This is a genomic window from Streptomyces sp. NPDC097619 (assembly GCF_040302735.1).
Classification (GTDB): domain Bacteria; phylum Actinomycetota; class Actinomycetes; order Streptomycetales; family Streptomycetaceae; genus Streptomyces.
In genome coordinates this window covers 111774-124682 of sequence record NZ_JBEOSD010000004.1, presented here as the reverse complement: position 1 = coordinate 124682, position 12909 = coordinate 111774, and the positions used below count along the sequence as shown (strand labels likewise).

At 73.8% G+C, this 12909-nt stretch carries 10 protein-coding genes and 1 riboswitch; of the genes, 1 reads left to right on the top strand and 9 read right to left on the bottom strand.

The window, feature by feature from the left end; translation table 11 throughout:
• Positions 1–75: 75 nt before the first annotated feature.
• From ABTZ17_RS01825 to ABTZ17_RS01835, 3 genes are all read right to left on the bottom strand, one after another.
• Positions 76–1269, bottom strand: a complete 1194-nt coding sequence (locus tag ABTZ17_RS01825; RefSeq protein WP_352193537.1) for an MBL fold metallo-hydrolase — start codon at positions 1267–1269, stop codon at positions 76–78.
• Positions 1270–1508: 239 nt separating this feature from the next.
• The gene (locus ABTZ17_RS01830; RefSeq protein ID WP_352193582.1) at positions 1509–2276 is read right to left on the bottom strand and encodes an SGNH/GDSL hydrolase family protein; all 768 of its coding nucleotides are present in this window, start codon (positions 2274–2276) and stop codon (positions 1509–1511) included.
• A 264-nt stretch (positions 2277–2540) separates the two neighbouring features.
• Positions 2541–3536, bottom strand: a complete 996-nt coding sequence (locus ABTZ17_RS01835) for a LysM peptidoglycan-binding domain-containing M23 family metallopeptidase (RefSeq protein ID WP_352193538.1) — start codon at positions 3534–3536, stop codon at positions 2541–2543.
• 4 nt (positions 3537–3540) lie between these two features.
• Positions 3541–3700: riboswitch (cyclic di-AMP (ydaO/yuaA leader) on the bottom strand.
• A gap of 310 nt (positions 3701–4010) precedes the next feature.
• Between ABTZ17_RS01835 and ABTZ17_RS01840 the strand changes: the two genes are divergently transcribed.
• Complete coding sequence (locus ABTZ17_RS01840) at positions 4011–4817, top strand: tyrosine-protein phosphatase (protein ID WP_352193539.1); 807 nt, start codon at positions 4011–4013, stop codon at positions 4815–4817.
• A gap of 70 nt (positions 4818–4887) precedes the next feature.
• Here the strand turns inward: ABTZ17_RS01840 and ABTZ17_RS01845 are convergent, their stop codons facing one another.
• From ABTZ17_RS01845 to hpnE, 6 genes are all read right to left on the bottom strand, one after another.
• Positions 4888–6348 carry an aspartate aminotransferase family protein gene (locus ABTZ17_RS01845; RefSeq protein WP_352193540.1) on the bottom strand — a complete coding sequence of 487 codons (1461 nt, stop codon included), beginning with the start codon at positions 6346–6348 and terminating at the stop codon, positions 4888–4890.
• A gap of 138 nt (positions 6349–6486) precedes the next feature.
• Positions 6487–7509, bottom strand: coding sequence for an adenosyl-hopene transferase HpnH (hpnH, locus tag ABTZ17_RS01850; RefSeq protein ID WP_352193541.1), 1023 nt, complete (start codon positions 7507–7509; stop codon positions 6487–6489).
• A gap of 5 nt (positions 7510–7514) precedes the next feature.
• A complete protein-coding gene (locus tag ABTZ17_RS01855; protein ID WP_352193542.1) occupies positions 7515–8150 on the bottom strand; it encodes a 5'-methylthioadenosine/S-adenosylhomocysteine nucleosidase family protein in 636 nt (211 codons plus the stop codon).
• Complete coding sequence (gene shc / locus ABTZ17_RS01860; protein WP_352193543.1) at positions 8147–10162, bottom strand: squalene--hopene cyclase; 2016 nt, start codon at positions 10160–10162, stop codon at positions 8147–8149. Before shc ends, ABTZ17_RS01855 begins: the two co-directional genes overlap by 4 nt.
• 115 nt (positions 10163–10277) lie before the next feature.
• The gene (locus ABTZ17_RS01865) at positions 10278–11447 is read right to left on the bottom strand and encodes a polyprenyl synthetase family protein (RefSeq protein WP_502994575.1); all 1170 of its coding nucleotides are present in this window, start codon (positions 11445–11447) and stop codon (positions 10278–10280) included.
• On the bottom strand, positions 11444–12850 hold the full coding sequence (gene hpnE / locus ABTZ17_RS01870) for a hydroxysqualene dehydroxylase HpnE (RefSeq protein ID WP_352193544.1): 1407 nt from the start codon (positions 12848–12850) through the stop codon (positions 11444–11446). Before hpnE ends, ABTZ17_RS01865 begins: the two co-directional genes overlap by 4 nt.
• Between the last annotated feature and the right edge of the window lie 59 nt (positions 12851–12909).

Here is a 12909-nt window from a genome sequence, read left to right as displayed (position 1 = left end):
GCCCCCGGTCGGACGGTCACGCGGAGATCGGCGCCCGCGGAGATCGGCGCACGCGGACCCTCGCTCCGCCGCCGGTCAGCGTTCGGCGGCCAGGTCCGGGGCTTCCGCGCGCGTGGCGGCGGGGGCCGGGGCGGGGCGGGGGGACTCGCGCCAGGTGCGGTCGAGCGGGTGGGAGAAGGGGCGCCACCAGGGGTCCGTCGGGAGGGGTCCGGCCGGTTCGAAGGGGGCTCCGGGGAGTGGCAGGGCCACGGGCTGGTCGGCGTCACCGGCCGCGTCCAGGGACCATTCGGCCGGTTCCGCCCAGGGGTGGGGGGCGAGGTTGAAGGTGCCCCAGTGGATCGGGAGGAAGATCCCGTGGGGGGTGCCGCCCTGGAGGTCGAGGTGGGCGCGCATGCCCTCGGCGGGGGTCATGTGGATGTCGGGCCAGTACTCGCTGTAGGCGCCGATCTGGATCATGGTGGCGTCGAAGGGGCCGTGCTCGGCGCCGACGTCCTTGAAGCCGGGGAAGTAGCCGGTGTCGCCGCTGTGGTAGATCCGGTGCCGCTCCCCGGCCACGGCCCAGGAGGCCCACAGAGTGTGCTGCTGGTTGCGCAGGCCGCGGCCGCAGAAGTGACGGGCGGGGGTGGCGGTGAGGGAGAGCCCGCCGACGCGGGCGGTCTCGTTCCAGTCCAGCTCGTGGAGCCGGTCCGGGGAGACGCCCCAGTGCTCCAGGTGGGCGCCGACGCCGAGCGGCACGGCGAAGACGGTGTCGCCGTCCGCGAGCGCCTTGATCGTGGGCATGTCCAGGTGGTCGTAGTGGTCGTGGGAGATCACGATCACGTCCACCGGCCCGAGGGAGGCCAGGGGGACCGGGGCGGGGTGCAGCCGCTTGGGTCCGGCGAAGGGGAAGGGGGAGCAGCGCTGCCCCCAGACAGGGTCGAAGAGGACCCGGTGGCCGTCGATCTCGGCGAGGACGCTGGAGTGGCCCATCCAGGTGAGGCGCAGTCCGCTCGCGGGCGGGACGGACAGGTCCTTCAGGGTGGTCGGGTGGACCGGGATCGCGGCGGCCGGGGCGCGACGGACCCGCTCGTCCTTGCGGAAGTAGATCTTCGCGAACTCCGCCATGGAGCCGGAGGGGCGCCGCTGGGCGGCGACCGGGTTCTGGAAGATCCCGTCGGCGAACTGGGGCGAGCGGCGGATCCGCTCCATCCGTGCGCCGGCGGGGTCCGCGCCGAAGGCGGGGGTGCGCAGCGAGCGGAGTCCGGAGCGGAGGGATCGGGAGCCGGGCAAAGCGCCTCCTGGGGCGGTGGAGCGGGTCGGTACGGCGGGGCGGGCGCGCGGAGAGGTCCGCCCGCTGCCCCTCCCTGTCCAACGCTCCCCCGACCCGAAGGATTCCGGCGGCAGGACCCGCCGTGTTCCCGGGCGCGGGTGCGGGCGGCCGGTGGCGGAGGGGACCGGGGTCCCTCCGGGGCCGACGGCCCGCACCCGCGCCCGGGTGTACCGGGGTGGCGGCGGCCGTGTTCGGGTCGTTACAGCGGCAGCAGGTCGGGGCGCTTGGGTTCGACGTGGTCGCCGGAGGACTCGCCGCGGAGGCGGCGGCCGATCCAGGGGACCAGGTGTTCCCGGGCCCAGTGGATGTTGTCGCGGGTGACCTCGGCGGAGCCGCGGGGCTGCTGCGGCGGCCAGGGCTGGTCCGGGTCGGCGGGCACCTCCAGGCCGAGGACCTGGGCGGCGCGCAGGGCGACGCGGGTGTGGCCCTCCGGGGAGAGGTGGAGCCGGTCGCCGTCCCAGGCGCGGCGGTCCTGGACGGTGCGCAGGGACCACAGGTCGAGGACGGGGCAGCCGTAGCGGTCGGCGATGGCCCGGACGTGCGCGGAGTAGGTGGCGACCTTGCCGCGGAGGTGCCGCAGGACGGGGACCCCGCGGGTGTCGAACCCGGTGGTGATCATGACGGTGGGGACGGCGCCGGTGAGGTCGGCGACGGCCTCCTCGAAGCGGGCGGCCACGTCGTCGGGGTCGGTGCCGGGGCGGATGATGTCGTTCCCGCCGGCGCAGAAGGTCACCAGGTCGGGGGCGAGCTCCTTGGCCCGGGGCACCTGCTCGGCCACGATCTGGTCGAGGAGCCGGCCGCGCACCGCGAGGTTGGCGTACCGGAAGTCGTGCTCCTCGCGCCGGTCGGCGAGGAGCACGGCGAGCCGGTCGGCCCAGCCCACGAAGGAGTCGCCGGGGCCCGGGTCGCCCACGCCTTCGGTGAAGCTGTCACCGAGGGCGACGTACGAGCCGAAGGGTTCGGCCAGGGTCGCGAGGGCGCTGCCGTGAGCGCCGTGAATGAGGGGTATCGATTCGCCTGCCACGACAGCACATCATTCACGGCGGGATGTGACCTACGCGACCGTAGGCAGGGGTTGACGTGGCGTGATCTGTACCACCGGGTCAGTTCAGGCCATGACCGTTTCGCCGGGAATAACACGGTATGGAGGCATCCGGACAGGGAGGAAAACGGCCCGGGGGCCGGAATCCCCCTCGGATTCCGGCCCCCGGGCCCCTGACGGCGATGACCGTCAGATGCTCACCCCGTGACCGCGCAGGTAGGCCAGCGGGTCCACGTCCTGCCCGTAGGAGGGGCCGGTGCGGATCTCGAAGTGCAGGTGCGGTCCGCTGGAGTTGCCGGTGGAGCCGGACAGGCCCAGGGCGGTGCCGGCGGAGACGCTCTGCCCGGAGGACACGCTCAGGGAGCTGAGGTGCGCGTACTGGGAGTAGCGGCCGTCGGCGTGCCGGACGATGACCTCGTTGCCGTAGGCCCCGGCCCAGCCGGCCGAGACCACGGTGCCCGCGCCGACCGCCTTCACGGTGGTGCCGGAGCCGACCGCGAAGTCCACACCGGTGTGGTAGCCGCTGGACCACATGCTGCCGCCCTGGCGGTACTGGGTGGTGACCTGGGCGTCGACGGGGGCGGTGAAGCCGGAGCCCTGCTGCTCGCCGGAGGTGTTCTCCTCGGGGGCGGACTCCTGCTCCGGGGCGGACTCGCGCGGTGCGGTGGCGGTCCGCTCCGCGGAACGGGCGGCGCGCTCGCCGCCGGTGCCGTCCTCGGAGGAGACGCCGCGCTCGGCGCTCTTCCGCTCGGGGGCCGGGGCGGCGGCGCGCGGGGCGGCGGCCTCGCCGGCGCCTGCCGCGGACCTCCCGCCGAGGGTGAGCTTCAGGCCCGGGTGGATGAGGGCCGGGTCGGAGCCGACGGCGGCGCGGTTGTCCGCGTACAGCTGCTCCCAGCCGCCCTTGACGCCCTCGCTCGCGGCGATGGCGGAGAGGCAGTCGCCGGAGACGACGGTGTAGACCTGCGGGGCCTTCTTCGCGGCGGCCGGAGCGGCCTGGGAGGCGGCCTGCCCGGGGAGCCGGTCCACGGCCTTCGGGGCCACGGCGGTGGCCTGGGCCGGGGCGGCGTGGGCGGTCGCGGCACCGAGGAGCGGCAGCGCGAGCGCGGCGCCGCCGGTGCCGGCCGCGACGAAACCGCGGCCGATCGGGCTGGACTTGGGGCGGCGGTGCTTGCCCTTTCCGGGCATGGCGGATTCCTCTCCGGCGCCTGCGAGGTGAGCTGTCGGGTTCGGACTGGAGCTGTCCGGCCGTGCGCGGACGCACGGCTTCACCCCAAGCCCGCCGGACGGATCCGGCGGGCGCGTTACCTGGTTCCCCCGCTCCTGCCGCACGTGTTGGACGGATGCGGTTTCCGGGCGGCGGCAGGATTCGGCGTTCCACCCGGCTCGGCCGTGACCGTAATCGAGTGCGGCCGGACGGAACAAGCCAGGAATTCCCCAAGGGAATGCGGACGGAAAATGATCAATGGAATTCCCGTCACACTCCGTCTATTGCGACCGTGTAACAGGCGCCTCCACAAGGGAATTCGAAGAACGCCCGCCGACACTCACGGTCACCGTATGATCTGGCTCACCAGCCCCGGGCGCATCTACCCCGGCACAGCGGCAACTTGACGCCAAGTAGCGCAATTCGGACATCCCACCGGACCGCGAGGAGCCCACGTGACCCAGCCCCTACCGCAGACCCCCGCCGCGGAGCCCACCCTCACCGGGATCCGCAACTTCCGCGACGTGGGCGGCCTTCCGGCCGCGGACGGCCGACGCGTCCGCCACGGACATCTCTACCGAAGCGGACATCTGGCGCATGCCACCGAAACGGACACCGACTATCTGAACTCGCTCGGACTCCACACCGTCTTCGACTTCCGCAACGCCGCCGACCACGCCATCGAGGGCCCCGACGTCACCCTGCCCGGCGTACGGAACGTCAACATCCCCCTCTCCGACCCCGCCGACGGCGGGGAGTTCTGGCGCCTCATCCGCGAAGGGGAACTCGACCGGCTCCGCGAGCTGCTCGGAGAGGGGCGAGGGGCGGACCGTATGTCCGCTTCGTACCGGAAGATGGTCCGGGAGCGGACGGCCGAACACAGCCGCGTGCTGCACGCCCTCGCGACCGGCACCGTCCCCGTCCTCATGCACTGCGCCGCCGGGAAGGACCGCGCCGGGCTCTCGATCGCCGTCACCCTGCTCGCGCTCGGCGTGGACCGGCGGGCCGTCACGGCCGACTACCTGGAGTCCAACGCCCCGCACCGCCGCTACCGGACCGTCCCCGGCAGCGCCCCCGAATCGCGCTCCCCCGAGGTCACCGCCCTCCTCAGCCCCCTCTTCGAGGCCCGCGCCTCCTACCTGGAGGCCGCCTTCGCCCTCATCGACGAGACCTGGGGCGGCACCGAGGGATACCTCCACGAGGGCCTCGGTCTCACCCCGGACACCCTGGACGGGCTGCGCGACCGCCTGCTGGAACCCTGATCGACGAAGGCGGGCGGGCCGGGACGGGCGGATCCGCCCGGCACCCGCCCGCCCCGCCGGACCCCACCCGTCAGCGCTGCGCCACCGCCTGCTTGACCAGCGTCCGACCGAACTCCCAGATCAGCCCACCACCCCCGTGCGCCTCGTCCATCACCGCCCGGAAGGCCCCCACGAACCGGTCCACGTCCGCCTCGTCCAGCACCAGCGGCGGGATCAACTTGATGACTTCGAGGTGGTCCCCCGAGACCTGCGTCAGGATCCGGTGCCGCTGGAGCAGCGGGGCCACCACCATCTGGGCGAACAACCCCTTGCGGGCCGCCTGGAGCATCGTCCACCGGCTGCGCAGCCCCAGGGACACCGGCCGGCCGAACTCGATCCCGATCATCAGCCCGCGCCCCCGCACCGCGTGCAGCAGCTCGTACTCGTCCACCAGCGCGGCCAGTCGCCCGCGGAGCAGGTCACCCAGGCGCCGGGCACGCGCCACCGTGCCCTCCCGCTCCATCACCGACAGCACCGCGAGTCCCGCCGCCATCGCCTGCGCGTTGGATCCGAAGCTGGCCGAGTGCACCAGCACCCGGTCCATCGAGGAGTACACCTTCTTGAAGATCCAGTCCTTGCCGAGGGTCGCCCCCACCGGCACGTAGCCACCGGAGAGCGCCTTCGCCACGCACACCAGGTCCGGCTCCACCCCCTCCTCGTGCTGGTAGGCGTAGAAGTCCCCGGTCCGCCCCAGCCCGGTCTGCACCTCGTCCGCGATCAGCAGCGCCCCGTGGGCGTGCAGCAGCTCCTGGGCGGCCCGCAGATAGCCGGGCGGCGCCTCGTGCACCCCCTTGCCCTGCACCGGCTCCACGATCAGGGCGGCCACGTCCCCGCGGCGCAGCTCCCGCTCCAGGGCCGCGAGGTCCCCCAAGGGGATCGCCGTGTCCGGCAGCAGCGGCCCGAAACCGTCCCGGAAGCCCCCCTCCCCGTTGACCGAGAGGGAGCCGGTGGTCAGCCCGTGGAAGGCGTGCGCGCAGTACAGGACCCGGCCCCGGCCGGTGGCGCGGCGGGCGAACTTCAGGGCGGTCTCCACCGCCTCGGTGCCGCTGTTCCCGAAGAACACCCGGTCCAGGTGCGGGCTGTGTTCCAACAGCCGCTCGGCGAGCAGTCCGGGCAGCGGCGGGCAGTCGAAGCGGGTCAGGTCGGCCAGCTGCGCGTCCAGCACGTCGTGCAGGGCCCGCCGCACCACCGGGTGGTGCCGGCCCAGCCCCATCACCCCGAACCCGGCGAGCATGTCGAGGTAGTCGTTGCCGTCCTCGTCCCAGAAGTGCGCGCCCTCGGCCCGTACGTACACCTTGTCGAAGCCGATGGTGTGCAGCATCCGGGGCAGCTGGTGGTTCAGGTGACGGGCGTGCAGTTCGTACCGCTCACCGCCGCGCTCCGCGAGCAGCCGCCCGAGGTCGAATTCCCCGCTCGGAGGCGTCCCGTCCGGTCCGCAGCTCCCGGTCGGGGAAATTCCCGCCGGTTCCTCTTCCTGTTCCTGCCCTGCCATTTCCTCACCCCTTCCGCACGGGCCGCGGCCCGTGCTGTGATCACGGGAATTCCCGGCACGCGGCCCCGCACCCCGGGAAACGGCCATGATCGCCGTTTCCCGGGGTGCGGGAATTCCGCGGGTGCCTCGGACGGGCGGTCAGTCCCGGTTTCCCGAAACGGTTTCCCGGGCCGCGCGGATGGATTCCCGGAGGGAACCCATGGTGGCGAGGACGGCGGTGGGTTCGTACCCGCAGTGCGCCATGCAGTTGGCGCAGCGGGGGTCCTTGCCGCGACCGTAGCGCTCCCAGTCGGTGTCCTCGACGAGTTCGCGGTAGGTGGGCACGTACCCGTCGCTCATCAGGTAGCAGGGGCGCTGCCAGCCGAAGAGGGAGTAGTTCGGGATGGCCCAGGCGGTGCAGGGGAAATCCGCCTTGCCCTCCAGGAAGTCCAGGAAGAGCGGGGAGTGGTTGAGCCGCCAGCGGCGGCGGTTGCCGCCCGCGAAGGCCTTCTTGAACAGCTCGCGGGTCTGCTCGACCCCCAGGAAGTGCTCCTGGTCCGGCGCCTTTTCGTAGGCGTAGGCGGGCGAGATCATCATCTCGTCCACCTTGAGCTCGTCGTTGAGGTAGTTGAGGACCTCGATGACGGTCTGCGGGGTGTCGGTGTTGAAGAAGGTGGAGTTGGTGGTGACGCGGAAGCCGCGGCGCTGGGCCTCCTTGATGGCCTCGACGGCCTCGTCGAAGACGCCCTCCTTGGCCACGGACTCGTCGTGGCGCTCGCGCAGCCCGTCGATGTGCACGGCGAAGGCGAAGTAGGGCGAGGGGGTGAAGTTCTCGATCTTCTTGCGGAGCAGCAGGGCGTTGGTGCACAGGAAGACGTACTTGCGGCGCTCCACGAGCTGGCGGACGATCTCGTGGATCTGCGGGTGCATGAGGGGTTCGCCGCCCGCGATGGACACCATCGGCGCGCCGGACTCCAGCACCGCGCCGACGGCCTGGGCCACCGGCATGCGCTGTTTGAGGACGCCCGCCGGGTGCTGGATCTTCCCGCAGCCCTCGCACTTGAGGTTGCAGGCGAAGAGCGGTTCCAGCTCCACGATGAGCGGGAACTTCTCCCGCTTGCGGAGCTTCTGTTCGAAGAGATAGGTCCCGACCCTGATGGACTGTCGCAGTGGCATGGCCATCTGGCTCACCTCCTGGGAAGCAGCAAAGAACGGTGCCAGTCGAAGAATGCAGGCAGGACGGCACGAAGGACGCGGAAGGCCGATATTCCACCGCGTAGCGTGCCGATGCGGACGAGCTCGTGCCCCGGGGCGTCCACGATCACCCGGACGGCCGCCACCGGGCGCCCGGGGTGACCCCGGGTGGCCGTCCACAGCGTGGCGGCCGACTCCATGTCCACGGCCACGGCCCCGCCGGCCCGCAGCCGCGCCCGCTCCGGGCCGCGGACCACGTGGTCGGAGCCGATGAGCGGGCCGGTGTGGACGGTGCGGCCGGGCAGGGTCCGGGACAGGGCCCGGACGAGGGAGGGCAGCTCGGTGCCGGGCACGCTGCCCCGGGGGTCGCGGGTCTCCTCGGCGACGACCAGGTCGCCGGGGCGCATCCCGGGGAGCAGTCCGGCGCAGAAGCCGGTGGCGAGGACGGCGGCGCCGTCCAGGCCGGGGCGGGTCAGGGCCTCGGTGAGGGCGCGTTCCGCGGCGGCCGGTCCCATGCCGGTGCGCAGCAGGGTGTGGTCACCGGGTGCCCCGGCGCGGGTTCCGGTGCGCAGGGCGAGCGCCTCGATGCCGAGGGCGCAGGCGATGAGGAGGGGGCCGGGGGCGGTCATGCCGGGGCCTCCGGTGCGGGGGCGGAGCGGGTGGCGGCCGGGTCCGGTGCGGGGGTGCGGCCGGGGACGGCCGGGGCTTCTCCGTACCGGTAGCGGCCGAGGGCGGTGAGCGGGAAGACCTGCCGGTACAGGTGGTAGTTGATGGAGAAGTCCCAGGGGAAGCCGGTGCCGGTGAAGTGGGGTTCGTCCCAGCTGCCGTCGGGGCGCTGGGTGGTGGTGAGGTGGCGGATGCCCCGGCTGACGGCGGCGCCGCCGCGTTCGCCGGCGGCGAGGAGGGCGAGGAGGGCCCAGGCGGTCTGGGAGGCGGTGGACTCGCCGCGGCCCGCCCAGGTGCCGGGGTCCTGGTAGGAGCGTTGGTCCTCGCCCCAGCCGCCGTCCTCGTTCTGTACGGACTCCAGCCAGGCCACGGCCTTGCGGATGGCGGGGTGTCCGGGTGCGAGGCCGGCGGCGGTGAGGGCGGGCACCACGGAGCCGGTGCCGTAGACGTAGTTGGTGCCCCAGCGGCCGAACCAGGCTCCGCTGGTCTCCTGTTCGGCGAGGAGCCAGTCGACTCCGCGGCGGGTGCGGGGGTCCTGGGCGCGGCCCTCGGCGGCGAGCATCTCGACCACGTGGGCGGTGACGTCGGCGGAGGGCGGGTCGATGACCTCGCCGAAGTCGCAGAAGGGGAGTCGGTTGGGGAGGGTGCTGGTGTTGTCGGCGTCGAAGGCGCCCCAGGCGCCGTTGCGGGACTGCATGCCGAGGGTCCAGGACACTCCGCGGTCGATCGCGGCCTCGGCGCGGGCCCGGTCGGGGTGGTGGATGCGGCGGAGGGCGAGGATGACCTCCGCGGTGTCGTCGATGTCGGGGTAGTTGTCGTTGTGGAACTCGAAGGCCCAGCCTCCGGGGGCGAGTCCGGGCCGCCGCACGGCCCAGTCGCCGGTGCGGCCGATCTCCTCGCCGATCATCCAGTCCCCGGCTTTGACCAGGGCGGGGTGGTCGGGCGGGAGGCCCGCGTCGGCGAGGGCGATGGCGGCGAGGCAGGTGTCCCAGACCGGGGACTGGCAGGCCTCGATCATGCGGGCGCCGTCCTCGCGCCAGACGGCGAAGCGGTCCAGGGAGGCGAGTCCGGCGCGCATCACGGGGTGGTCGAGCTCGTAGCCGAGGAGGTGGAGGGCGATCAGGGAGTAGACGGCGGGCGGTTGGATGCCGCCCCAGCAGCCGTCGTGTTCCTGGCGTTCGATGATCCACCGGGCGGCCCGGTCCATGGCCGACCGGCGCACCGCGCGGGGCGCGAACCGGTGGTAGACGCGCAGGGCCCGGTCCAGCCGGTGGAAGACGCCGTCCCAGCTGAGGGCGGGGGGTTGCGGCCGGGCGGGGCGGGGGTCGCGGGCGTCGGTGTGCAGTTCGTCGAGGGCGAAGGGGGCGGGGCGCACCGGGCGGAGGGCGGAGACCACGGTCAGCGGGACGATGGTCTGACGGGCCCAGCAGCCGAAGTCGTAGATGTTGAGCGGGACCCAGCGCGGGAGGAAGACCAGCTCGGGCGGGACCTCGGGCAGGTCCTCCCAGCGCCACCAGCCGAAGAGGGCCAGCCAGATGCGGGTGAAGACGCGGGCGGCGGCGAGGCCGCCGTGGGCGCGGATCCAGGCGGAGGCGCGGCTCATGTGGGGGGCGTCCGGGGCGTCCCCGGCGAGCCGGAGCGCCACGTACGCCTCGATGGTGGCGGAGAGCTCGGGCGGACCGCCGTGGAAGGTGGCCCAGGTGCCGTCGGGGCGCTGTTCGCCGCGGATGAAGCGGGCGGAGGCCGCGGTGACGGTGTCGTCGGAGATGCCGAGGAACTGGCGGAGCAGCAGGTCCTCGGCGTCCATGGTGACGTTGGTCTCCAGGTCGCCCTTCCACCAGCCGGCGGCGTCCTGGCGGGCCAGGAGGTTCCGGGTGGCGCGGGCCACGGCTTCCTCCGCGGCCCGCTGCAGTGCGCGGTCGGGCCGGTCGGCGCCGGGCGCGGCCCCGTTGCTTCCGTCGGTCGTCGCTGTCATGCCTTCCCCTTCCCGCAGTGTCCTCTGCTGTGCTGGGGTCCGGCGTCGGCCGGTGCCGTGGGCTCAGGGGCCGTGGGCACCGACCGGTGACGCGCGGTTCATCTCCAGGAGGCGATCATCGCTTGCGCACGACCACAAAGTCCGCGAGCGCCACGAGCTGATCCCGGATCCGTGCGGGCATGTCCACCTCGTCGAGTGCCCGGATGGCGATGGCGTGTTGACGCCGGGCCTCCTCCGCGGTCCACTCGCGGCCGCCCGCTTCCTCGATGAGGGCGGCGCGGGCGGCGAACTCCTCCTCGGAGAAGGTGTCGAAGTCGGCGCTCTTGGCGTCGGCGGCGAGGAGGGTGCCGAGGCGTTCGGAGGCCGGGCCGCCGGCGGCGAGGGCGGCGACCACGGGCAGGGACTTCTTGCGCTGGCGCAGGTCGCTCCAGGTCTGCTTGCCGGTGGACTCGGGGTCGCCCCAGATGCCGAGGAGGTCGTCGACGGCCTGGAAGGCGAGGCCGAGGTGGTAGCCGTACTCCTCCAGCTTGTCGGCGGTGCGGTCGTCGGCGCCGCCGAGGACGGCTCCGATGGAGACGGCGCAGGCGAGCAGGGCGCCGGTCTTGTTGCCCTCCATTTCGAGGCATTCCTCGACGCTGACGCGCTCGCGGTGCTCGTAGGAGATGTCCTGGGCCTGGCCGTCGATGAGCTTGCGGGTGGCGGTGGTCAGGCGGCGGGTGGCGCGGCCCGCTTCGACGGTGCCCAGCTCCAGGAGGAGTTCGTTGGCGAGGGCGAAGAGGGCGTCGCCGACGAGGATGGCCTGGGCGGGTCCGTGGACCTTCCAGACGGTGTCGCGGTGGCGGCGCTGCTCGTCGCCGTCCATGAGGTCGTCGTGGAGCAGGGAGAAGTTGTGGACCAGTTCCACGGCCACGGCTCCGGGGACGCCGGCTTCGGCGGGGGCGCCGGCGGCTTCGGCGGAGAGCAGGGCGAGCGCGGGGCGGACGGCCTTGCCGCCGTCGCCGTCGGAGGGGTTGCCCTGGGCGTCGATCCAGCCGAAGTGGTAGGCGGCGACGGTGTCCATGGGCGGGGCGAGCCGGTCCACGGCCGCGCGGAGCACGGGGGTGGACAGGGCGCGGCCGCGCTCCAGCAGGGCGAGCGTGTCCGCCTGCGCGGTGCCGCCCGCGGGCCCTGCGGCGGGGGCGGTGCCCGCCGTACGGTCCGCGTTGTCGACAGCCGGGTTGCCCGGGTTCACTGGCTCTCCTCTGGTTCCTGTACGTACCGTCGTGCCGGTCGTGCTGATCGTCATGCCGCCTCCTGGGGGGTGCCTCCGGTGGGGCCGGAGGGCCGGGTTTCTCGGGGACGGCCGAGGCCGGTGAGGGCGGCGCGCGCGGCGGTGCGGCCGCTGCGGACGGCGCCCTCCATGGTCGCGGGCCAGCCGGTGGCGGTCCATGCTCCGGCCAGGTAGAGGCCGGGGGTGCGGGTGCGTGCCGCGGGGCGGAGCCTGCCGACGCCGGGGGTGGGGGCGAAGGTCGCCGTGCGCTCCCGGGTGACGAAGAAGTCGCGGACCTTGGCTCCGCGGGCGGCGGGCAGCAGCCGTTCGAGTTCGGGCAGGTACTTGGCGCGCAGGACGGCGACGGGTTCGTCGATGTCGGTCTGCGCGGCGGACTGGGACAGGGCCAGGTACTGGCCGTCGGTGAGTCCGGAGGTGTCGGTGCGGTCGAAGACCCACTGCACGGGCGAGCCGAGGGCGGCGAAGAAGGGCCGCTTGAGGACCTTGCGGTCGTAGACCACGTGGACGTTGAGGATGGGCGCGGTGCCGATGTCGAGGAGGGCGTCGGGGTCGTCGAGGGCGCCGGCCGGCAGCAGGCCGTGGGCCTCGCGCTGGGGTACGGCGAGGACGACGGCGTCGGCGTCGAGGAGTTCGGGGCCGGCGGGGGTGTCGGCGGCGACCTGCCAGCCGCCGGCGGCCGTGCGGGTGAGGCCGGTGACGCGGGCGCGGGTCTCGGTGCGGACGCGGGCGGCGTCGAGGGCCTTGCGCGGGAGGGTGTCGTGGAGGTCGCCGAGGGGGACGCGGGCCCAGCCGATGTCGGCGGCGCCGGGCTCGGAGAGCAGTCCGGTCTTGAAGACCATGGCGGCCAGGGCGAGGGAGCACTGGTCGGCGGTGGCGTTCAGGGTGGCGATGCCGACGAGGTCCCAGAGGGCGGCGACGGCGCGCGGGGACTGGCCGTGGCGGCCGAGCCAGGTGGCGAAGTCGATGCCGTCGAGGGCGGGGTCCTCGGGGTCGAGGGCGCGCAGGGCGAGGGCGGCGCGGCCCACGGCGGCCCGTTCGGTGAGGGACAGGTGGGGGTAGCCGGCGAGGGCCCCGGCGAGGTGCAGGGGGACGGGCAGGGCGGTGCGGCGCAGCCGGCCGAGGCGGGGGCCCTTGGGGTGGGCGACGTCGAGGACGGGGACGTCGAGGCGGTCCTGGAGGGGGGCGAGGGCGGTGCCGCCGACCCGTTCGAGGAACCAGCGGTAGGCGGTGCAGCAGCGGAGGTACACATGCTGGCCGTTGTCGACGGTGAGGTCACCGCGGGTGAAGGAGAAGGCGAGGCCGCCGAGGCGCGGGCGGCCCTCCAGGAGGGTCACCCGCAGTCCGGCCCCGGCGAGTTCGAGGGCCGCGGTGGTGCCGGCGAGGCCGCCTCCGACGACCACGGCGTGCTGCGCCGTCATGCGCCCTCCCGGGGTGCGGGGTTGCGGGGCGGCCGGGCGGCCGCCCCGGTGGGAGACGC

Bases quoted from the DNA above. Each gene is read 5' to 3' on its own strand.
- ABTZ17_RS01835 (WP_352193538.1), bottom strand. From the start codon at position 3,536: ATGCCCGGAAAGGGCAAGCACCGCCGCCCCAAGTCCAGCCCGATCGGC.
- ABTZ17_RS01845 (WP_352193540.1), bottom strand. From the start codon at position 6,348: ATGGCAGGGCAGGAACAGGAAGAGGAACCGGCGGGAATTTCCCCGACC.
- hpnH (WP_352193541.1), bottom strand. From the start codon at position 7,509: ATGGCCATGCCACTGCGACAGTCCATCAGGGTCGGGACCTATCTCTTC.
- ABTZ17_RS01855 (WP_352193542.1), bottom strand. From the start codon at position 8,150: ATGACCGCCCCCGGCCCCCTCCTCATCGCCTGCGCCCTCGGCATCGAG.
- shc (WP_352193543.1), bottom strand. From the start codon at position 10,162: ATGACAGCGACGACCGACGGAAGCAACGGGGCCGCGCCCGGCGCCGAC.
- ABTZ17_RS01865 (WP_502994575.1), bottom strand. From the start codon at position 11,447: ATGACGATCAGCACGACCGGCACGACGGTACGTACAGGAACCAGAGGA.
- hpnE (WP_352193544.1), bottom strand. From the start codon at position 12,850: ATGACGGCGCAGCACGCCGTGGTCGTCGGAGGCGGCCTCGCCGGCACC.